The sequence below is a fragment of the Luteimonas sp. R10 genome (assembly GCF_045689605.1).
Taxonomy (GTDB): Bacteria; Pseudomonadota; Gammaproteobacteria; order Xanthomonadales; family Xanthomonadaceae; genus Luteimonas.
Genome location: NZ_CP141262.1, coordinates 2,536,834 through 2,556,509 on the forward strand (window position 1 = coordinate 2,536,834; position 19,676 = coordinate 2,556,509).

18 protein-coding genes and 1 tRNA gene are annotated in these 19,676 nt (G+C 67.1%); 6 read left to right on the forward strand and 13 right to left on the reverse strand.

Annotated features, from left to right (window positions below; translation table 11 throughout):
- Positions 1 to 58: 58 nt before the first annotated feature.
- Both U3649_RS11030 and U3649_RS11035 read left to right on the forward strand, forming a co-directional pair.
- Positions 59 to 391 (forward strand): hypothetical protein, encoded by a 333-nt coding sequence (locus U3649_RS11030; protein ID WP_407351378.1) that lies wholly within the window; start codon positions 59 to 61, stop codon positions 389 to 391.
- 433 nt (positions 392 to 824) lie between these two features.
- Complete coding sequence (locus tag U3649_RS11035) at positions 825 to 2,348, forward strand: putative bifunctional diguanylate cyclase/phosphodiesterase (RefSeq protein ID WP_407351379.1); 1,524 nt, start codon at positions 825 to 827, stop codon at positions 2,346 to 2,348.
- 28 nt (positions 2,349 to 2,376) lie between these two features.
- Here the strand turns inward: U3649_RS11035 and U3649_RS11040 are convergent, their stop codons facing one another.
- From U3649_RS11040 to U3649_RS11080, 9 genes are all read right to left on the reverse strand, one after another.
- Positions 2,377 to 3,051 (reverse strand): response regulator, encoded by a 675-nt coding sequence (locus U3649_RS11040; RefSeq protein WP_407351380.1) that lies wholly within the window; start codon positions 3,049 to 3,051, stop codon positions 2,377 to 2,379.
- A 263-nt stretch (positions 3,052 to 3,314) separates the two neighbouring features.
- Entirely contained in the window at positions 3,315 to 3,542 is a 228-nt protein-coding gene (locus tag U3649_RS11045) for a hypothetical protein (protein ID WP_407351381.1), read from the reverse strand.
- Positions 3,543 to 4,001: 459 nt separating this feature from the next.
- Positions 4,002 to 4,673 carry an OmpW/AlkL family protein gene (locus U3649_RS11050; RefSeq protein WP_407351382.1) on the reverse strand — a complete coding sequence of 224 codons (672 nt, stop codon included), beginning with the start codon at positions 4,671 to 4,673 and terminating at the stop codon, positions 4,002 to 4,004.
- Between the two features lie 224 nt (positions 4,674 to 4,897).
- Positions 4,898 to 5,476, reverse strand: a complete 579-nt coding sequence (locus U3649_RS11055; protein ID WP_407351383.1) for a hypothetical protein — start codon at positions 5,474 to 5,476, stop codon at positions 4,898 to 4,900.
- Positions 5,477 to 5,504: 28 nt separating this feature from the next.
- Positions 5,505 to 8,054, reverse strand: coding sequence for a fimbria/pilus outer membrane usher protein (locus tag U3649_RS11060; RefSeq protein WP_407351384.1), 2,550 nt, complete (start codon positions 8,052 to 8,054; stop codon positions 5,505 to 5,507).
- Between the two features lie 59 nt (positions 8,055 to 8,113).
- Positions 8,114 to 8,824 carry a fimbria/pilus chaperone family protein gene (locus U3649_RS11065; protein ID WP_407351385.1) on the reverse strand — a complete coding sequence of 237 codons (711 nt, stop codon included), beginning with the start codon at positions 8,822 to 8,824 and terminating at the stop codon, positions 8,114 to 8,116.
- 397 nt (positions 8,825 to 9,221) lie between these two features.
- Complete coding sequence (locus U3649_RS11070) at positions 9,222 to 9,872, reverse strand: DUF1120 domain-containing protein (protein ID WP_407351386.1); 651 nt, start codon at positions 9,870 to 9,872, stop codon at positions 9,222 to 9,224.
- 345 nt (positions 9,873 to 10,217) lie between these two features.
- Complete coding sequence (locus U3649_RS11075) at positions 10,218 to 10,877, reverse strand: DUF1120 domain-containing protein (protein WP_407351387.1); 660 nt, start codon at positions 10,875 to 10,877, stop codon at positions 10,218 to 10,220.
- A gap of 39 nt (positions 10,878 to 10,916) precedes the next feature.
- On the reverse strand, positions 10,917 to 11,081 hold the full coding sequence (locus U3649_RS11080; RefSeq protein ID WP_407351388.1) for a hypothetical protein: 165 nt from the start codon (positions 11,079 to 11,081) through the stop codon (positions 10,917 to 10,919).
- A gap of 353 nt (positions 11,082 to 11,434) precedes the next feature.
- Here U3649_RS11080 and U3649_RS11085 point away from each other — a divergent pair, with 353 nt between their 5' ends.
- Positions 11,435 to 11,734 carry a hypothetical protein gene (locus U3649_RS11085; protein ID WP_407351389.1) on the forward strand — a complete coding sequence of 100 codons (300 nt, stop codon included), beginning with the start codon at positions 11,435 to 11,437 and terminating at the stop codon, positions 11,732 to 11,734.
- An 18-nt stretch (positions 11,735 to 11,752) separates the two neighbouring features.
- Positions 11,753 to 13,102, forward strand: coding sequence for a protein-disulfide reductase DsbD family protein (locus U3649_RS11090; RefSeq protein ID WP_407351390.1), 1,350 nt, complete (start codon positions 11,753 to 11,755; stop codon positions 13,100 to 13,102).
- 256 nt (positions 13,103 to 13,358) lie between these two features.
- Here the strand turns inward: U3649_RS11090 and U3649_RS11095 are convergent, their stop codons facing one another.
- The 3 genes from U3649_RS11095 to rnd form a co-directional block, all read right to left on the reverse strand.
- Complete coding sequence (locus U3649_RS11095; protein ID WP_407351391.1) at positions 13,359 to 13,919, reverse strand: hypothetical protein; 561 nt, start codon at positions 13,917 to 13,919, stop codon at positions 13,359 to 13,361.
- Between the two features lie 473 nt (positions 13,920 to 14,392).
- A tRNA-Ala gene (locus U3649_RS11100) sits at positions 14,393 to 14,468 on the reverse strand.
- A 104-nt stretch (positions 14,469 to 14,572) separates the two neighbouring features.
- Positions 14,573 to 15,688 (reverse strand): ribonuclease D, encoded by a 1,116-nt coding sequence (gene rnd, locus U3649_RS11105; protein ID WP_407351392.1) that lies wholly within the window; start codon positions 15,686 to 15,688, stop codon positions 14,573 to 14,575.
- A gap of 108 nt (positions 15,689 to 15,796) precedes the next feature.
- Between rnd and U3649_RS11110 the strand changes: the two genes are divergently transcribed.
- Positions 15,797 to 17,665, forward strand: a complete 1,869-nt coding sequence (locus tag U3649_RS11110) for an SUMF1/EgtB/PvdO family nonheme iron enzyme (protein WP_407351393.1) — start codon at positions 15,797 to 15,799, stop codon at positions 17,663 to 17,665.
- Between the two features lie 175 nt (positions 17,666 to 17,840).
- Positions 17,841 to 18,737, forward strand: a complete 897-nt coding sequence (locus U3649_RS11115) for a M48 family metallopeptidase (RefSeq protein ID WP_407351394.1) — start codon at positions 17,841 to 17,843, stop codon at positions 18,735 to 18,737.
- Between the two features lie 187 nt (positions 18,738 to 18,924).
- Here U3649_RS11115 and phbB read toward each other — a convergent pair whose 3' ends face one another.
- Positions 18,925 to 19,665, reverse strand: a complete 741-nt coding sequence (gene phbB, locus U3649_RS11120; protein ID WP_407351395.1) for an acetoacetyl-CoA reductase — start codon at positions 19,663 to 19,665, stop codon at positions 18,925 to 18,927.
- Positions 19,666 to 19,676: the final 11 nt, after the last annotated feature.

Sequence of the window (19,676 nt, forward strand, 5' to 3'; positions counted from 1 at the left end):
CGCGAATGCGGGGCGGCAGAGTACGCGAACGGGAAACGCCCCTTTCGCGAGTACCGCCATGGACAACGTGATTCGACTCCGCAACATGCCGGGACCGGCCGCTCCGGCCGCCGGGCATCCGGATACGTCCGGCGCACCGTCCGCGGACGTTCGCCAGCACCGGCTGGCCGCAATCCTGCGCGAAGTCGCCAACGCCGACGGCGAGGTGCTCTACCCGCTGCTGGCGGCCCTGCTGGCCACGCACCTGGACGCGCCGTGCGAGCGGCAGGGCGATTCGCGCATCCGCGACAGGCTCGACGAGCTTCAGTTGCTGATTGCGCTGGAGATGGAGCGTGAGGGAATCCGCGGCGTCTGCGGACATGATGCCGCCGCACGCGTCCGTCACGCCTGAACTTGTGCTCTCTCTCCCGACCTCGGCCCGTCTCACAAGGCGGCAGGGGCTCGTCGCTGCATCGTCAGCGAATGATGCTCGGCGCACCGGAGCGGTTTCGGCACAAGCGCCTCGTATCAAACGACAGACCCGAATGACGCTTACTTAAGCATCGTCATTCCCGCGAAGGCGGGAATCCATGGACGTCAAGTCACCAAAAATCAACGTCCTTGGATTCCCGCCTTCGCGGGAATGACGAGCAAAAGCAGCACGTCGCCGATCAAGTAAGTGCCATTCATGACAACTCCCGCGTCTCCACCTGTTTCGGAGTTGTTGCATGGAGCGCCGGCGCACGGCCGGGAACAATGACCGTCATCGCCGATCCGGCGCGCCGCGGAAATCGTCGGCACCCGACCCGGAAAACCGGGCCGGGAAACGCAACGGGAGTGACCCGATGTCGATCATGTTTCTCGTCGCGCGTATCCACTCCGGTGCGGTATCGCAGACGTTCCTGCAACGGCTTCCGTCGGGAGATCCCGGCATTCCTCCGGCGATCGCCCTCGACGGAGGCGCGCTGTTTGCCCTGGTCGCGGCGGTGGCGCTCGGCTGGGCGCTGGCTGCGCGCTACGCCGTCGCGGGCCGGCGCGGCCTGTCGGCCTGGATGAGCGCGGGCGGCCTGGTGCCGCCCGCGGGCGCCGGCTGGCCGGCGCTGCACGACGTCCTCACCGGACTGCCCGGGCGCATGCTGCTGGAACGGCAGATCCGCCAGCGCCGCAGCGGCCGCGAGGCCCTGCTGGTGCTCGGGATCGACGGCTTCCGCCTGGTCAACGAAATGTACGGCCACGACCTGGGCGACGGCCTGCTGCGTGCCGTCGCCGCGCGGATCCGCGACGTGGTTCGCGCCGGCGACATGGTCGCGCGGCTGCAGGGCGACGAATTCGCCGTCTTCACCGCGTTCGAGGAGCCGGTCCAGGCCGAGGTCATGGCCAGGCGCTTGGCGCAGTCCATGCAGAAGCCGTTCCGGGTGGGCGGCAGGGAGCTCCACGTCTCCGTCAGCATCGGGATACACGTCCAGGCGGATCCATGCCGGCGCGGGCTGCTGGGCGCGGCACTGGTCGCGCTGCGCCATGCCAAGGACAGCGGCCGCAACCGCTACGCGGTGTACGACGCGTCGATGGGCGCAAGCGCCGAAGAACTGGAGCTGATGGTCTGCGACCTGCGCCGGGCGGTGAAGGAGGGCGAGCTGTTCCTCCTGTACCAGCCGAAGCTGGACCTGGCGTCCGGCCGCGTGCTGGGCGCGGAAGCCCTGCTGCGCTGGCGGCACCCCCGGTACGGCGTGCTGGGTCCCGACAAGTTCATCCCGTTGGCGGAAAAGACCGGGACGATCGGCGAACTGGGCGCCTGGGTGCTCGACACAGCCTGCCGGCAGATGCGGGACTGGCGCCGCAGCGGCACGTTCGAGGGAAGCGTGGCGGTCAACGTCTCGGCCGTCGAGCTGGCGCTGCCCGGTTTCGTCCGGACCGTGTGCACGACGCTGGACCGGCACGGCGTCGACCCGGAGCGGCTGGTCCTGGAGATCACCGAATCCAGCGCCATGCGCAATCCCGAGCTGACGTTGCTGACGCTGCGCCGCCTGACCGCGCTCGGCGTCTGCGTCGCCTTGGACGACTTCGGCATGGGCCATTCCAGCCTCTCGCACCTCAAGCGCTTTCCCATCGGCGAACTGAAGGTGGACCGGAGCTTCGTCTGCGACATCGAACGCAACAGCGAGGACGCTGCCATCGTCGCCGCGATCGTCACCCTGGCCAAGGCGATGGGATTGAAGGTGGTCGCCGAGGGCGTGGAAACCGTCGAGCAGCAGGCCGCGCTCGCGGAGCTGGGCTGCGACGCGGTCCAGGGCTACCTGATCGGACGGCCGATGGCGCCCGAAGAAGTCGCCCGCGTCGCCGACGAGTACAAGGACGCGTGCGCGTTCTGACGGCGATTCGGATTCCGAAAGTGCCCCATCAGCCGGACGGGTCCGGTGGCGCTTCGCGGACCTGGTGAAAAGTCTTGAACAGCTCGCTGTCGTTCCGGATGCCGAGCTTCCGATAGGCCGAGTGTTTCTGCGTACTGATCGTATTGGCGCTGCGGGAAAACTTCGCGGCGATCTCGTTCACCGACATTCCGTCGAGGAAACAGCACAGCACCTCGCGCTCGCGCGGAGACAGGGCCGCGTTCCGGCTGAGCGCGGCCAAAGGGCCGGCCGTCGCATCGGTCTCGCCCAACGGGGCTTCCGATTGTGCCGCCACTTCTTCGACCATGGCGTTGCGCAGGTAGACCCGGCCGCGTGCAACGGTGCGGATCGCAGGCGCCAGCTCGTCGATGTCCTGAACCTTGCCGAAAACGCCTCGGCTTCCGGCCTGGAGCGACAAGGCCACGACCGCCGGCGTGTCGTTCGCCGAAAGCACCAGCGGCTTGCACTCGGGAAACCGCGTCTTCAGTGCACGGATCAGATTGATGCCGTCGATCTCGGAAGGACCCAGCATGAAATCGACGATCACGACCTCGGCAGGCTGCTGCGTCAACGCCGCAAACAGTTCGCGGCTCGTGGCAAACGAACCGGTCACCTCGATGTCCGGCTCCTGCGAAAGGCGGGTCGCGATGCACTGCCGCACCAGGTCGTGGTCGTCCAGCAGCATGACGGTGCATCGGCCAGGGAACGGGTTCGCCATGAGTGTCCGGACATCGGTAAAAGAGGGGGAGTCGCGACCGGAAGTCACGAAAATCGGCCGTCCGCGCGTCCAAGTAACGGACGGAACCATGGCGTACGTCCGGCGTTGTCTGACGCAACGAAACGAACGGAGCGACCAGACTGGCGCGGCCCAGGGACGACCCGACCGGCTTGCGGCACGCGATCGAAGTGCTTGCCCGGAGCCGCGGGATCGGTCTGCCAACCGGCGATCTATGCCGGTACGAGCAGGATCTCCACCGCATGGCCTGGGTTCCCGATGCGGAGATGGAACGCGTCGACATCCAGCCTGACGGTCTCCGCCGCATAGACGATCCCTTCCTCGATCAATGTCAGCCTGCCATCCCTGAGCGTCCACCGTCCTGTCGCGGGCGTGCCGCCCGGGCAGACGATCACCAGTGTGCCGTCGCCCATCCAGACGTAGGTGGTGCCGGGCTCCACGGCGGAAGAACGCTCGACCTTCCGGACTCTGTTGACGAATGCCGTCGTGGCGCCTGTCGCGTTGTCGTCCCACCCCTCTCCAGGCGGCGATTCCGGTGAGGCGAAGGGAGACCGACCGGGCGCTCGCGCACCCATGGCATCGATGGGCTCGGGAGGCGGCGGCCCTGGCAGGCGGAGAGCGCGATCGCGAGGGAGAGCGTACCGGCCATGCGGACTCGCCTGCGGCGGCCGCGCCGGGCGTAATGGCGATGTTCGTGCGCCTGCTCCCGTAAGACAACATGCTCCCCGGCATTTGTCGTTTCGCGCCGGCCCTGCCAAAGTCGGATGCTTTGGCAGGACCATCTTGAATTACCGCGGATGTGCAGGATTCAGATGAGGCAAGCTTCGTTCCGCGTTGCCTCGCCTGAGACGGATTGTTGGTCGTCTCCTATCACGCATGTTCCTGCGACACGCGGCTGGTCAGAACCGTGCACCGATGCCGACGCCCACCGTCCACGGGTCGAGATTCACTTCGAACTTGTCGTTGGGGTTGGTTTCGCCGTGTTCGACGAAATTACGCAGCTCGGAACTGCCCTTCATGTAGCGAGCGTCGACACGGGCGAACCAGGTCTTGTTGACATTGAAGTCGGTGCCGATGGTAGCGATGCCGCCCTTCTGCGTGCTGAACTCGCTCAACTCTCCGTCGATAATGTCATTGGTGCTGCTCGCGTGGGTGATCTTGGACTGGAAATAGCCCAGCCCGACGAACGGACGAATCGGCGATCCCGCTTTGCCGAAGTGGTACTGGGCGCTTAGCGCCAACGGCCGCTGGCTGACGGTGCCGAACTTGCCCTCATCGCCACGCAGGTCGTGGTCGATCTTGTCCACCGCGCCCCACAGTTCCACGGCGAAATGGTTGTTGGCGTACCAGCTGAAGCTCAGCGTCGGCGCATTGCCGCCGTCGAGATCGACGCGCGAGCCAGGAATGGGATCCGAATCGGGTTGGATCACGTTGTAGCTGCCGACAACCGCGAAGCGGCCGGCACTCATGCCGTCTGCTTCTTCTGCAAAGGCGGCCGGGGCAATAGTCATGGCTCCGAGGAGAACCAGAGGCAGGTGGCGAGTACGAATCATGTTGAGTTCCTCGATCAAGGTGACGCATGAGAAAGCGAGATGCCCTGCTCATCGGTCTTTCGTGCGGGGGGGGAGGGTGCCGGTGCGATCCATGGCGTGAGTGCCGTCACTGGCAACCGGCCCAGTCACCATGCCCTCGGTGTCACCGACGTCACATACAACAAGTACGAAAATCGCGGTGCAGGAGAGATTCCGATGCGGCGCGCGTCTATAGGTCTGTCGCAGACCGAGACCGGCCTTGCTCAATCCTCATGCACCACGAAACTGCCTGAGCCTTGCCAAGTGGTCTCTTCCCGGACACGCGTGGCCTCAACGGTAACTTCGGTTTCGACCTCGACCTGCACCGACAGCTGCCGCCCCTTGACCGGATGCCCGGCGACCAGGCTTTCCACCTGGTCCCCGGGGCGCAGCAGCACCGACGCCGACGCCGGCAAGGCCGGATCCGATCTCAGTAACACCGGCTGGCCATCGATCCGCGCGTCCTTGAGTCGCAAGGTAAAGCGCCCATGGTCGGCGAACTTGAACCCATTCTCGTCTGCCGCCACGCCCTGGAAACCCAGGCGCATGGCGCTTGCCTCGCGGCAGCTGACGCCGAGCACCAGCGTGCGATTTCCCAGCGCGGCTTCGCCGGACGCCCCGGTCCGGTCGATCAACTCGGACCGGCCCATCCGGCCATAGTCGAGCGTGGTGTCGCTCAGCTGCAGCCGGCACCCGCCGTCGGACGCGGCAGCCGGTCCGGCCACGCAGGCCAGCGCCAACAGGCAGGCCGCGGCGATCGAAGCGGTTGAGGCAGCAGTATGGTGAGCGTTCTTCATGTTCATTGCGGTCATCCTGTAGGTGGGCCGCCCGTCAGCGGCTGCGGCACACGGCATCCGCCGATTCGAAGTAGGCCTGCGTATCCGCCTTGTCCGGAAGTCCATACTGCAGCTCGCATTGCCCGTCCTCGGGCAGGTTGACCAGCAGGGCCTTGCCCAACGCACCGTTGCCGAGGAAGATCTTGCCGTCGTCGACGACCGCCGTGACGAACTGGTCGTCGACGTCGACCACCGACGCGCCCTTCGGCAACACCCGTCCATCCTGCATCCGGGCGTTCAGCAGGACCCGACGCGTGGTGACGACGCCGAAATCCACATGGTTGACCGAACCGCGTCCGGCGCCGACCTCCGCAAAGCCGTTCTTGATGTCGACGTTGCGCGGCAGGCTCTTGGTGGCCACCTCGATCCGGCTGTTGGCGTAGGCCGGCAGCTGCGGCGCGATCGCCCGCCCCCAGATATCGGTCCAGACCGGCCCATAGGGCGTGGAGAGCTTGATGCCGGAAAGATCGCCCACCGATACGATGCCGAAAGTGTCCTGGATGGGATAGGGCGAGAACGTCACCCCGTCGCGATGTACCGCAACCCCGCCTCGCAGGGTGCCGTTGTAGCCCGTGCCGCCGGAACCGTTGCGGGTATAGCCCAGGCCGACCTGCGCATAGCGCGGCAGCAGGTCCAGGCGCGCCGAGAGATCGGTCTGCCTGTCTTCCATGTCGCGCTCGGCCGAGATGCGGTAGCCGACGTAGTCATTGACCTGTTCGTTGATCGATGCGCCGACACGGGTGCCGTCGTCATGATGGTTGACATAGGTCCTGAAACTGCGCCCATCCAATGGAACACTGAGCGACAGGTAGACGCCGTTGTCGCGCGAGTACCGGGTGGAATCGCCGAGGCTGTGCTCGACATTCAGCGAAACGGTCGCGTGTTCGAAGGTCTTGCCCCAGGATCCGGTGATCCGATGGCCGCCGGAGCCGTCGAACTGCGTCGTTCGGGAGTACGCCGTTCGGAAACCGCCCAGTCGCTTGCTGGTCCACCCCAGCGACGCGGTGTTCTGGCTGCGATAACGGGTACGGCTCCAGTCCGAGGACAGCTCGTAGGTGGTGTCGATCAGGTCGCGATAATCCTCGGTCTGCCAGGTGCTGGACAGGCTGGTCGAGAGCGATGGGGTGATGGCGCTGCTGACCGAGAGACTCATCTGCGCGCCATAGATCCCTTCGCGGAGCGACTGCGACGCCACCTGCCGGTAGCCCAGGCTCGTTCCCGGCGCGAACCACCAGTCGAGGGCCATGCCGGCGCCGCGATACGTCGACGCGGCCATCAGCCCGGCGGTCGCCCGCAGGTCGTGGCCGAAATCCCAGCTCCCGGTCGTGGTGACCAGCCACGGCTCCTCCCGGCCGCCGCCCCAGCCGTGCTCGCCGAACTGGCGCAGGCGTCCCGCGGCAAACGAATGGCCGGGCGCGGTACGCGATGCCCCGTTGCGCAAGCTGGCCGCCGGCACCGTGAACTGCCGGCGCTCGCCGCTCTCTTCGACGACGGTGACCTCCAGGTCCAGCGTGCCGTTGAGCAGCGGCAGGTTCTCGAGCCGGAACGGCCCCGCCGGCACCACCGTGGAGTAGATCAGCGCGTTGTTCTGGCGTACCTCCACGCGTGCCGGCGAATGCGCGATGCCGTCGACCGCCGCGCCGCCGGTCGCATCCGACCGCAACGCGGCCTCCGGAACGATCTGCACGCCGGTGATGGCATCGCCGGGAAATATCGAATTGCTCAGGTTCAGCTGGCCGGCCTGGAGAATCGACGCATGTTCCACGAAGGTCTTCTGGCCGTACGCGTACAGATGGTCGAAATTCGTCCTGCCGTCCTGGTCGGTGTAGGACTGGCGGCTGCGGAAGATCCAGTCGCCGGCATTGAAGCCGACTTCGGTGCTGATCGCGCGATAGGTGCTGCTGCTGCCGCTGGCGAACCGGTTGTTCATCGCCAGCACATCGTAGTTGAACAGGCCGGCGACGCCGCCGCGGGTGAACCCGGACAGGTTGCGCCCGGGAGTCCGCAACGCGTCTCCAGGCACCAGCAGCTCGACTTCATCGCGATTGGGGTGCAAGCGAATCAAGGCCTGCGGGAACGCCTGCACATAATCGTAGCAAGGCTCGGCCGTCGTTTCGTCTTGTGCGCGATCGATGCGTGCGCGCTCACCGGGAACCACCAGGCCGCCCTGGTCCAGCAGGGCGCGATCGATGCAGAGATCGCCATCGGCGTCGAACAACGCTTCGACCGATCCCTTGCGGACGCCATTGACGAACAGCGTCACGATCTGGCGGCCGGCGTGGAACCGCGGCGCTTCGCGAAAATACTCCGCCACCTTCGCATCGACGCCGCGGTTCTGCAGCATCTCGATATCGAACGCCACGGGCTGCGGATCGGCGGGCGCCGCCGCTTCCGCGACAGCAGGCGTCGGTGCCGGGTCGCCGGCCATGGCGTCCAGCTGGACGAGCAGCGCCGCGGCGAGCAGCGACAGGCGGCACGTCGTCCGTACCCGGCGGGCACCATTCGGATTGTGCAGGGCATGACCCCCGTGTTCGCGCTGGCGCACGGCCTGGTTCCTCTCGAGTAGGGCCCTCGCCGCAGATGCGGGCGAGAGGCGTGACGGGGTCAGCGCGCCGTCAGCGGCGCGTCGTAACTGTCCACGGCATAGCCGTAGACCGTCGCGGGAAACAGCCGGACCTGGGCGGCGCTGTCCGCGGATGCCGGCAGCGCGAACGCGTATTCCTTGCCCGGCAGCAGATAGGTCCTGCCGATGTCGACCGTGGTGCCGCTTGGCTGCAGCTGCACCGTCTGCGCCAGGCGCACGACGTAGGCACTGGGATTGTTCACCACCAGTCGATCGCCACGCAGCGACCACGTCAGCCGCTTCCACGGCTCGCGTTCGGCCGGCAGCCCCTTGGGGTGGATGATGACCGGCAGGTTCTGGCGCACGTTCATGGTGATGCGCAGGCCCGGGTCGCTGGACTTGGGCGGGATGCCTTCGAAGGTCACCCGCTTCAGGCGCTGCGTCTCGAGCGGCGCGGCCGATTGCAGCAGAAACCGCACCAGTTGCCGTTCGCCCGCTTCGACGCGCGCGACCGGCGGGGTGACCAGCAGCAGGTTCTCGTCATCCTCCGGAATGTTCTCCAGCGAGGTGTAGAGCAGTGCCGGCTTGTCGTCGGTGTTCTTGACGGTGATCGTCGCCTCGCCATCGGCCTCGTTGACGATGACGACGGAGGTTTCGGGCAGCATGCCATCGGCCCGAGCGGGGGCCGATGCGGCGAACAAGGAGCCAGCCAGCGCAATCGCCACCAGGCCTTTTATGGAATGAATGTTCATGGTCTCTCACCTGTTGGGTCGGTCGGCACGATCACGCGTCGACAGGGCTGCGTGTCGCGTAAAATCAGAGTCGCCTCGTACCGGAGATCATCCCGAGGCAAGAATGAGTGGCCACCGGGCACGGCGGCAGTTGGTTCCGTTGGGCGCGATTTCCTGCGTCCCGTGTTCTGGGGTACAAGATAAGGCGCAGCTTCAGCGCTCGGAATGCAATAGATCCGAAATGGCTTTCCGCGCTTTGCGCTTCATCCAATCCCTGACGCGCTGCAGTGCGCGGTCTGGGCGAGCTGGCCGCACTCGCCCTGGTTGCCGCACATAGAAACAAGGCGCCGTCAACGAGTGAACGGCGCCTTGTTGGTCTTTCAATGCCCTACTCAGGCGAGCAAAGCGTTACTGCGTATTACAGGTAGGTCACTTCCAGCGTGGCCAGGCCGTCCAGCGGGACGTCGTTGGTCAGATCCAGATTCTCGGCCTTGTCGATGGTCGTCACAACGCGGATGTTGCCGGTGACCGTCGTGAAAGCAACCGGATCCGTCGTACCAGTGGGGGCAGCAAAAGAAATCATCCTGCCATCAGGCACCATTGCTCCGCCGAACACCACCCAGGTAGCCCCGCCATCGATGCTACGAACCCGCCGCGCAGCTCCGCCGTCTCCGGTTTCGCCGCTCAGCTGCAAAGCGTAGACACCGATGTTGCTGCCAGCCGAGGTGCCGAGGCCATAGTGCCACTCGTCGGAGTAGCCAGAAATTGTTGTTAGGCCCGGTACCACTGAAGCGGCACGCTCGTCCGTCATCGTGATCGCCATGCGGGTGGGCGCTTCACACGTAATGGTCAAGCCAACGGTTTTGTCCGGCAGCGTCGTCTGCGCATCGGTATTCAGGGTGCCGGCAAAGATGGTGCCGTGATCCACGGTGCCGCCGCCGGTGAACACCGGTGCGCAGGCGCCCGGGACGATGGTGCCGATCACGCGCAGTTCTGCGGTTTCTGCGCTGGCGAGGGCGGGGATCAGCGCCACGCCGAGGGCCGCCAGGGCAAACAGGTTCTTCTTCATAGGGATTTTCCTCAAGGATTAAATAGAGACACTGGGAACGTCAGCGAACGTCGTGCCGCACATCGTCGATGCCTGGATCACGCGCCGGGAAAGGCCGACAGCCCCATCGGGTAGTGGCACCGCGCGACAGGCAGGCCACCGCTTGGGGATCGAAAATGCACGACACCAGGCCAAGCCCGGCCGTACGCACAGATCCGGCGGCCAAGATAGGCGTCAGCCTGGGGGTTCGGAATACAACAACTACGAAAACGCTTGGCCGGAGAGAACGGCGAGCCGCTGCCGTCAACGGCGGCGGCTCGCCAGCCTTCCTGCGTCCTGCTCAGGCGAGCAAAGCGTTACTGCGTATTACAGGTAGGTCACTTCCAGCGTGGCCAGGCCGTCCAGCGGAACGTCGTTGGTCAGGTCCAGGTTCTCGGCCGCATCGATGGTCGTCGCAACGCGGATGTTGCCGGTCACCGTGGTGAAAGCGACCGGAACCGTGCCGCCTGCGGCGGCAAACGAAACCATCCGTCCAGTGGTGGCAAAGGGAGCCAGCGCACCACCAAATGCTGCCCAGGTGGCCCCGTTGTCGGTGCTGACAATCCGTCGCGCGGCCCCGCCGTCACCAGTTTCACCGCTAAGCGCCAGGGCATAAATACCAATATTGCCGCCGGCGGAAGCGCCCAGGCCATAGTGGAAATTATCGTTCAATCCCGCAATCGTTGTGGTCAGGCCGGGCACCACGGAGGCGGCACGCTCGTCCGTCAGGGTGATGGCCATCTGCGTGGGAGCTTCACAGGTTACGGTCAGGCCGATGGTCTGCTCCGGAAGCCGCGTCTGCGCATCGGCATTCAGGGTGCTGGCGAAGATGGTGCCGTGGTCGACGGTGCCGCCGCCGGTGAACACCGGTGCGCAAGCGCCCGGGACGATGGTGCCGATCACGCGCAGTTCTGCGGTTTCCGCGCTGGCGAGGGCGGGAATCAGCGCCACGCCGAGGGCCGCCAGGGCAAACAGGTTCTTCTTCATAGGGATTTCCTCAAGGATTAAATAGAGACACTGGGAACGTCAGCGAACGTCGTGCCGTACATCGTCGATGCCGGGATCACGCGCCGGAAAGGCCGACAGCCCCATCGGGTGGCGGTAACCGCCCGACAGGCAGGTCACCGCTTGGGGATCGAAAAAGCACGACACCAGGCCAAGCCCGGCCGTGCCCTCCGATCCGGCGGCCAAGATAGGGGTCGGCCTGGGTGCCCGGAATACAACAACTACGAAAACGCGGGGCGGGTTGCCTTTCAGGCAGTCTCCGGCGCTCGACAGCGCAATTGCAGGCACCGTGCTCGCCGTTGGCGGAAAACGGTCGTCCTTCGCAGAAGGCGCAAGCGCCTGCGAACCAAGAGTGCTCCGGCAACAAAAAAGCCGACGGGAGACCCGTCGGCTTTGGAGTGTTGGTGGAGCGGAGGAGGATCGAACTCCCGGCCTTCGCATTGCGAACGCGACACGAGGCTTCGCTTTCGTACTAATTGCATGGCCTGCGGAAAGTTGGCTGCCTATCGTGGCTCCGACAACTCGCCCCAAGGGCCGCCATGCAGATCCATCCGCTCACCTATCGCCTGCTGACGAAGTTCGAGTTCACCACGCCCGGCGTGGATCTGCAGCGGCTGCGCGTGGAGGGTTACCGGAAGCGGGACGTCCTGGCGCGGCTGGAGGTGCTGGAAGCGACCGGGCTCGTCCGGGTCATTGCGGCGCGCGACAAGACAGGCGTCCCGTACAGCGGCATGGTCGTAGGGATCACCAAGGCGGGCTGGATGCGGCTGGAAGCCATGCGCCATCTTTCTTCCCGGCGGGCCCGTCGTATTTGCATTTCTCCGAAACCGGATGGCTAAACATCAATGAGACCGTTCATGTATCGCGTGATACCCGCCGCATTCTCCGTACTGGTGCTGGCATTGCTTGGCACCGCGCAAGCTGCTCCTCCGGTGGCCACGGCGGCTGCGGAGGCGGCGACCGGTGCGGGTGGATTGGCCACGATTCTCGGGCTCGCGCTGCTGGGCGGCATGGTGCTGAACCTGATGCCCTGCGTGCTGCCGGTATTGTCCCTGAAGGTCCTGTCGCTGGCCGATAGCGGCGGCCATCCCGCGCATGCGCGCCGGCATGCGCTGTGGTACACGGCCGGCGTGGTCAGTTCGTTTGCGGCGATCGGGTTGGGCGTCATCGCCCTGCGTTCGGCCGGCAAGGCCCTGGGCTGGGGTTTCCAGTTGCAGCAGCCACTCTTCGTGGCACTGCTGGTATTGGTGATGGTGGCGGTAAGCCTGAGCCTGAGCGGCCTGTTTACGCTGGGAGGCGGGATAGGTGGCGCGGGTCAGAAGTTGTTGAGCAAGTCCGGCCGCGCCGGCGACTTCTGGACGGGCGCGCTGGCCTGCCTGGTGGCGAGCCCTTGCGTGGCGCCGTTCATGGGCCCGGCGCTGGCTTACGCGTTTACCGCTTCCTGGCTTGCCGCGCTGCTGGTGTTCCTGACGCTGGGGCTGGGCCTGGCGCTGCCGTTCCTGCTGATCGGCTTCGTGCCCGGTGCGGCCCGGCTGCTGCCGCGGCCCGGTGCCTGGATGGACACGCTCAAGACGGTGCTGGCGTATCCGATGTTCCTGACAGCGGTGTGGCTGGTGTGGCTGCTGGGCAGGCAGCGCGGCGTGGATGGCGTTGCGGTGGTGCTGGCCGGCGCCGTTGTCCTGGCCTTCGGACTGTGGCATTACGAGCAGGCCCGCTGGCGCGGCCCCGCCTGGCGCAAGTGGCTGGGTGTGCTGGCCATCGCGGCCAGCCTGGGCTCGGCGATAGCGGTTCATCGCATGTCGCCAGAAAGCGATCCGGCGACCAGGCCCTCGCAAATGCAAGGCGCCACGGCCTATCACCCCCGCGACTTGGCGCAGGCGCGCAAGGAAGGGCGCACGGTGCTGGTGTCCATCACCGCCGACTGGTGCATCACCTGCATCGCGAACGAACAAACGGTGTTGGGTACGGCGGAATTCCGGGAACTGCTGCGCCGCACCGAGATGCTGTACATGAAGGGCGACTGGACCAACAGCGATCCCGTGGTAGGCGAATTCCTGGAGCGGCACCAGGCCCCGGGCGTTCCGCTGTATGTGCTGTATCGGGGTCTGGACGATCAAGCCACCGTTTTGCTGCCGCAGGTGCTGACCATGCGCATGGTGCGCGAAGCGCTGGAGACGGGGGGCGGCCGATCCGCGACTGGGTACTGAGCGGTAGGATGCTTTTCGAGATTTTTCGATGTTCCGCATGGCGATGCCCGCCTAGTATGGCGGTGCTCGGCGCCTACTCCCCCCAGGCGTAGGACACATGCTTCCCCAGCATTTGTCATTTCGGGCCAGCCCTGCCAAAGCAGGATGCTTTGACAGGGCTATCTTGGGTTCCAGTGCATGTGCAGCGTTCAGGTGAGACGATCTTCGTCTCGCGTTGCATGGCCTGACGGGGCATGCCTCGGCGCAAAGACAAACGTCATTCCGATGGCAACGGCTGGGTGATCGTTCCAGTTGGAATGCCTTGGATCTTGTCCAAATTGCCAGACAAGCACTTCAGATAGGCCAGGTTGGGGATGTCGTTATAGCTCAGCACGACATCGCTTCCCTCGAATTTTCCGCTGACTATTTCACCCTGCAATACGAATACCCGCGGCACTGCGGGAAGGCCGAGTTCTCCGAGCTTGAGGAAAGTCCAGTTGACTACGCTCGAGGTCGTGTCATCCCAGTCGAGCCGGAAACTGCCAGGTGTGTCGGTATTGATCAGGCAGGACAAGTTGCCGAACCCGTCGAGGTCCTCCACCAAAGCCGTATGGGTCGAAAGATCGTCAGTGAAGACGCAGGTGACCATGCCTGAGCCGGTCAAATGCGTGGGCCTTGGAAGCAAGCCGAGTCCTGGGCTGAACTGTAATGTCAGCGGGCCCACGCACGTCGCCTTCACGGGCAAGGTCTGTGCCTTTGCCGAGGCGGCTGGAAATAGAAGCGTGGTGAGGAATACGCAGCTTGGCAGTAACGTTGAGAACAGTATCTTCTTGATCATGGCGAGCTCCATTGCGGGGCACCAAAATACGAAGATCGATCAGGCGGCCCCTTTGCCTGAAGAATGGCGGAGTGTCCGACTATTCACCCAGCTCGATAAAAGCGCGAGCGGCAGAGCGGGCAAACAGGGCAGTTGCATGTTTGAACTCATGGACGTTTCGACGTCCTTTGTATCGAATCGATCTGCATGAAACGCCGGGAGGCATCGTCGCCAAGTGTTCATGGCGCGTCTCGCGCGCGAGCAAGCGTGCAGGAAGGTTGCACCAAGAAAATCTGGAGTTTGTGGCGGGTTGTCACACTATCGACAATCTGTCAATACCTGGTCAGCGCGATGCAGCGCATCGACGTGAGCCGTCAGTCCGCTTCTGGCCGATGGCGGCAATGGCCGTTCTTTGCAGAAGGCGCAGACGCCCGCGGGCCACGGGCGCTTCGACAACAAAAAAGCCGACGGGAGGCCCGCCGGCTTTGAAGTATTGGTGGAGCGGAGGAGGATCGAACTCCCGACCTTCGCATTGCGAACGCGACGCTCTCCCAGCTGAGCTACCGCCCCACGAGGCTGCGGATTATACGGACGCGGCCGCGGCACCGCCAGAGGGTGACGGCCGGCGCGAAGCCTCATGCGGACCGGCCGTCGCTTCGCCGGTCCCGCCGGGCTCAGGCGGCGTCGCCGGCGGCCCGGACGTCCGTGGCGGCCGCAAGCAGCGGCAGCAATGCCGGTTCGAGTTCCCGGCGCCGCCAGCCGGACAGGGCCGGCGGCCAGTCGCCGTGCTGCAGCAGCCGTTCCAGCCGGCGCCGCGAGGCGAGCACGCCGTCCGGCAGGCCGAGTTCGGCGCTGCGTGCGGCCACTGCATCCTGCAGGCCGCGCAGGGCCTTGCGGTCGACGTCCTCGCTCGGGGGCGGCGCCTCGTGTTCGTCCTGCAATGGCGTCTGCAACGCCTGCCACATCGGCTCGGCCAGCTTGCGCGAGGCCTTGGGGTGGCCGTCGAGCACGCGTTGCACGCCGGCCTGGTCGCGCGGCGGATCGCGCGCCAGGAGCACCGCCAGCTCGTTGTCCAGCACCCAGCTGCGCGGGCGGTCGCGCTCGCGCGCCCAGCGGTCGCGCCAGCGCAGCAGGCGCAGCAGGCGATGCCGGGCCGCCTCGTCGAGGAACTGTGCGGTGCGCAGCGCGAGGTGCGGCCAGCGCTCGGGTTCGTCCGCGGCGGTCGCCAGCAGGCGATCGCAATCCTCGTCGAACCATGCGCGGCGGCCGAGCGTATCCAGCCGCTCCGCCAGCGCGTCGTGCAGTACGAACAGGTGGCGCACGTCGTCGGCCGCGTACTCCAGTTGCGCGGGCGACAGCGGGCGCTGCAGCCAGTCCGAACGGGTCTCGCCCTTGGCCAGCGCGACGCCCGTCAGCTCCTGCACCAGCCGCTGGTAGCCGACGCCGGCGGCGATGCCGCCCAGTGCTGCGGCGATCTGGGTATCGAACAGCGGCGCCGGTACCGCGCCGCAGGCGTGCCCGAACGCGATCAGGTCCTCGCCGGCGCTGTGCATGACCTTGAGCACCGACGGGTCGGTGAGCAGCGGCCGCAGGGCCTCGGCGATCCCCGGCGCGAGCGGATCGATCAGCAGGATGTCGTCGTCGATCGCCACCTGCACCAGCGCCAGCCGCGGCCAGTAGGTGCGTTCACGGATGAACTCGGTATCCAGGCCGACACGCGCGGGATGCGTGGACAGGCGGGCGTTCAGGGCGGCGGGATCGGCGATCCACTGCGGTGCGTCGATGGGCATGGCGCAGGAGCCTAGCAGGTCGTGGCCGGGCATTCGCGGCGGCCGATGCGATTGACGTGCCGTCGGTCCCCGGCCTACCGTCGCGTAACATGGACATCCCGTCCCTAGATGAAGAAGAATCGGTTGCGCGCGCTCGTACCTGCCGTCGTCCTGTTGCTGACGCTGAGCTCCGGTTGTTCGCGCGATGGCGGCGACGCCGGGGATGCGGATGCGCAGGCGGTCGAGCAGGCGGCCGAACGCGAGCGCAGCGGCAGCGTCACGGTCAGCGGCGACGACCGCATCGCCGACAGCCTGACCTGGCGGCGACCGCAGGTGGAGCTCGACCCGGAGGCGCTGGACGAGACCCGCGAACAGGCCGGCTCCGCGCTCGAGGAAGGGCGTCTGTACGAGGACGCCGAGGCCGCGATCCCGCTGTACCTGGCGCTGCTCGAACAGGATCCGGACGACAAGGCCGCCGCGCAGGGGCTGCAGCGTGCGCGGCAACGCCTGCTCGACGAGGGCGAGCAGGCGTTGGCCGACAGCGGTGACGATTTCGTGGCCTTGCGCGAGGCGCGCCGCGTGGCCGCGGTGGCGCGCACGGTCTGGCCGGACGAGGAGCCGGTACAGGCCTACCTGCAGCGGGTGGACCGGGCCGATCGCTTGTGGGAGCTGAATCGCGAGGCCGAGGCCGAGCTCGCGGAGGGCCGCTACGGCGAATCCGGCGGCGGCGCCCTCGCCAAGCTGCGTGAGGCGCTGGAACTGCAGCCGGGGCAGCCGCGTGCATTGCAGAATCTGGCCGCGGTGGAAAGCGGGCTGATCCGGCGCGCGGAGGATGCGGCCGAGCGCGGCGACTTCGACACCGCTGGCCAGTGGCTCGACCATGCCGCCGTGATCCGCCCCGAGAGCGCCACCGTGCCGGATGCGCGCGCGCGCATCGAGCGCCTGCGCACGGTCCGCATCGCGCGCCTGCGCGACCGGGGGATCGCCGCCCTGCGCGAATTCGACGGCATCGCCAAGGCGCGCGCGATCCTCGCCGAACTGTTGCTGATCGCCGAACCCGGGGATCCCGCCGCGGCCGATCTGCGCGAGCGCATCAGCCTGGCGGTGCACTACGGCTTGTTCCGGCCCGGGCAGGAGTTCACCGACGCGTTGCAGAGCGGCGCGCGCGGACCGCGCATGGTGGTGGTGCCGCACGGGGCGTTCACCATGGGCGCGCCCGAGGGCGAGGACGGCGCCGGCGACAGCGAGCGGCCGCAGCGCAACATCCGCTTCGATCGCGGCTTCGCGCTGTCGGTGCACGAGGTGACCGTCGGCGAGTTCCGTCGCTTCGTCAATGCGACCGGCTACCGGACCCGCGCGGTGAGGCGCGGCTTCTCGATGGTCTACGACGAGCGCAGCGGAAACTTCGTGCGCCGCAGCGGCGTCGACTGGCGTTCGGACTACCTGGGAGCGACCGCCGCCGACGAGATGCCGGTGCTGCACGTCAGCGCCCAGGATGCCGAGGCTTACGCCGAGTGGCTGGCGGAGGAGAGCGGCAAGCGCTACCGCCTGCCGAGCGAGGCCGAGTTCGAGTACGCGTTGCGCGCCGGCAGCGAGGGCCGGTTTCCCTGGGGAGAGGGCGCGCCGCCGGAATCCGCCGGCAATTTCACCGGCGCGCTGGACCGCTCGCCCGGCGGGCGCAGCTGGAGCAACGCCTTCGAGAACTACGGCGATGGCCACTGGGGGCCGGCCGCCGTCGGCAGCTTCATGCCCAACCGCTGGGGCCTGCACGACCTGGCGGGCAACATCAGCGAGTGGGTCGCCGACTGCTGGCATGCCAGCTACCGCCGCGCGCCACGCGATGCGGCGCCCTGGGTCAATCCCGGTTGCCGGACGCACGTGATCCGCGGTGGTTCCTGGGCCAGCGCGCCGGAGCAGACCCGCTCGGCCTGGCGCGCGCCGGCGGCGCGCGACACCACCAATGCCCGCATCGGTTTCCGGGTGATGCGCGAGCTGTAGCGGCTCGCCGTCCACCGTCCCGGCTCCTCCTGCCGGAGCGGCCCCGGCCGCGACAGCAGCAAGGGCGACTTGCCACGAACGCTTTCACGCTTCGGTCGAGGCCGCCGCTACAACCGACGGCGGGGCGCCGTAGTATCTTCGGCGCAGACCGGATGGCGGATGGGCGGGAGCGAGCATGCGACAGGATCCTTTTGGTCGGCGCCAGGCAGCAGCCGGACGGCGCCGCGGCGGTGGCATGCGGCTGTGGGTGCTGCTGCTGTTCGCCGGCTACGGCGCGTACTACTGGTTCTCCAACCAGAGCGTCGACCCGGTGACCGGCGAGAGCGTGCTGATCGACCGCAGCCTGTCGGCCGAGGACGAGAAGGCGCTCGGCCTTCAGGCCTACCGCGAGATCCTCTCGCAGGAGCGGCCGCTGCCGGCGGACGCGGAGGTTTCGCGCCAGATCCGCGGGATCGCCGGGCGCCTGGTGGACAAGGTCGACGAGGTCGAGGCGGCGATGGCCGCCGAGCACGGGCTCGAGCCGAGCCGGTTCTCGCAGGGATTCGAGTGGGAGGTCAACGTCATCGATTCCGAGCAGGCCAATGCCTTCTGCCTGCCCGGGGGCAAGATGGCGGTGTACACCGGGCTGGTGCCGGTGGCGCAGAACGCCGACGCCATGGCCGTGGTGATGGGGCACGAGATCGCCCACGCGCTGCTGCGCCACGGCGCCCAGCGCATGGCGCAGCAGAAGCTGAGCCAGATGGGGCAGATGGCGGGCGCGCTGAGCGGCATGGATCCGCAGCAGCAGCAGATGGTGATGGCGGCGATGGGCTACGGCTACCTGCTGCCGTACGCGCGCAAGCACGAGACCGAGGCCGACGAGGTCGGGCTGATGCTGGCGGCGGCGGCCTGCTTCGATCCGCGGCAGGCGGTGCCGCTGTGGGAGCGCATGGGCGCGGCCGCCGGTGGCCAGGCGCCGCCGGAGTTCTCGTCCACGCACCCCAACCCGGGCACCCGGATCCGCAACCTGCAGGCGCTGATGCCGAAGGCGATGGAGTACCGCCAGCGCTTCTGCGGGCAGGGCGGCCTGTAATCTCGCGGCGAGCGCACCGTTCGGGCGATCTCCTGTAGCCATCCTGCGGGAAAAACGAGGAAAGCCGCGGGCGCGCCTGCCGGGTGCCTTGGCCAGTCGCTCCCCGATACTCGCTTGGTGTCCAAGGCACCCGGCAGGCGCGTGATACGTCGTTCCGCGAGACCTTCGAGCCCGCGCCACGCCCGGGCTAGAAGCTCATGAACAGGCCGCCGTTCACCGGCAGGTTGGCGCCGGTGACGAAGCCGGCATCGTCGGCGGCCAGGAACTCGACCGCGCGCGCGATCTCCTCCGGGCGCCCGAGCCGGCCGACCGGCACCTGGGCGACGATGCCGTCGCGGATCGCCTGCGGCATCGCCGCCACCAGCGCGGTCTCGCAGTAGCCGGGCGACACCGAATTGACGGTGACGCCCTTGCGCGCCACCTCGCGCGCCAGCGCCATCGTGAAGCCGTGCATGCCGGCCTTGGCGGCGGAGTAGTTGGTCTGCCCGAACTGGCCGGTCTGGCCGTTGACCGAGCTGATGTTGACGATGCGGCCGAAGCCGCGCGCCGCCATGCCTTCGACCGCGTGCCGGCACATGTGGAACACGCCGTCGAGGTTGACGTTCATCACCGCCTCCCACTGCACCGTTTCCATCTTGCGCAGGGTGACGTCGCGGGTGATGCCGGCGGCATTGACCAGGATGTCGAGCGCGCCATGCCGCGTCTCGACCTCCCGCACCAGGGCGGCGCAGGCCTCGAAATCGGCGACGTCGAGCGCGGCGAAGCGCACGTCCAGCCCGGCGACCTCGCGTTCGAAGCGCGCCACGCGCTCGGCATCGCCGCCGAGATCGGCGGCGATCACGCGCCGGCCGGCGCGGGCGAGGGCGGCGCAGATCGCGGTGCCGAGCCCGCCGATGCCGCCGGTGACGACGGCGGTCCGCCTGTCCATCGACACCGGCG

Bases quoted from the DNA above. Each gene is read 5' to 3' on its own strand.
- U3649_RS11110 (WP_407351393.1), top strand. From the start codon at position 15,797: ATGAAGAAGAATCGGTTGCGCGCGCTCGTACCTGCCGTCGTCCTGTTG.
- rnd (WP_407351392.1), bottom strand. From the start codon at position 15,688: ATGCCCATCGACGCACCGCAGTGGATCGCCGATCCCGCCGCCCTGAAC.
- U3649_RS11095 (WP_407351391.1), bottom strand. From the start codon at position 13,919: ATGATCAAGAAGATACTGTTCTCAACGTTACTGCCAAGCTGCGTATTC.
- U3649_RS11065 (WP_407351385.1), bottom strand. From the start codon at position 8,824: ATGAACATTCATTCCATAAAAGGCCTGGTGGCGATTGCGCTGGCTGGC.
- U3649_RS11055 (WP_407351383.1), bottom strand. From the start codon at position 5,476: ATGAACATGAAGAACGCTCACCATACTGCTGCCTCAACCGCTTCGATC.
- U3649_RS11090 (WP_407351390.1), top strand. From the start codon at position 11,753: ATGTATCGCGTGATACCCGCCGCATTCTCCGTACTGGTGCTGGCATTG.
- U3649_RS11035 (WP_407351379.1), top strand. From the start codon at position 825: ATGTCGATCATGTTTCTCGTCGCGCGTATCCACTCCGGTGCGGTATCG.
- U3649_RS11075 (WP_407351387.1), bottom strand. From the start codon at position 10,877: ATGAAGAAGAACCTGTTTGCCCTGGCGGCCCTCGGCGTGGCGCTGATT.
- U3649_RS11070 (WP_407351386.1), bottom strand. From the start codon at position 9,872: ATGAAGAAGAACCTGTTTGCCCTGGCGGCCCTCGGCGTGGCGCTGATC.
- phbB (WP_407351395.1), bottom strand. From the start codon at position 19,665: ATGGACAGGCGGACCGCCGTCGTCACCGGCGGCATCGGCGGGCTCGGC.
- U3649_RS11085 (WP_407351389.1), top strand. From the start codon at position 11,435: ATGCAGATCCATCCGCTCACCTATCGCCTGCTGACGAAGTTCGAGTTC.
- U3649_RS11040 (WP_407351380.1), bottom strand. From the start codon at position 3,051: ATGCTGCTGGACGACCACGACCTGGTGCGGCAGTGCATCGCGACCCGC.
- U3649_RS11115 (WP_407351394.1), top strand. From the start codon at position 17,841: ATGCGACAGGATCCTTTTGGTCGGCGCCAGGCAGCAGCCGGACGGCGC.
- U3649_RS11030 (WP_407351378.1), top strand. From the start codon at position 59: ATGGACAACGTGATTCGACTCCGCAACATGCCGGGACCGGCCGCTCCG.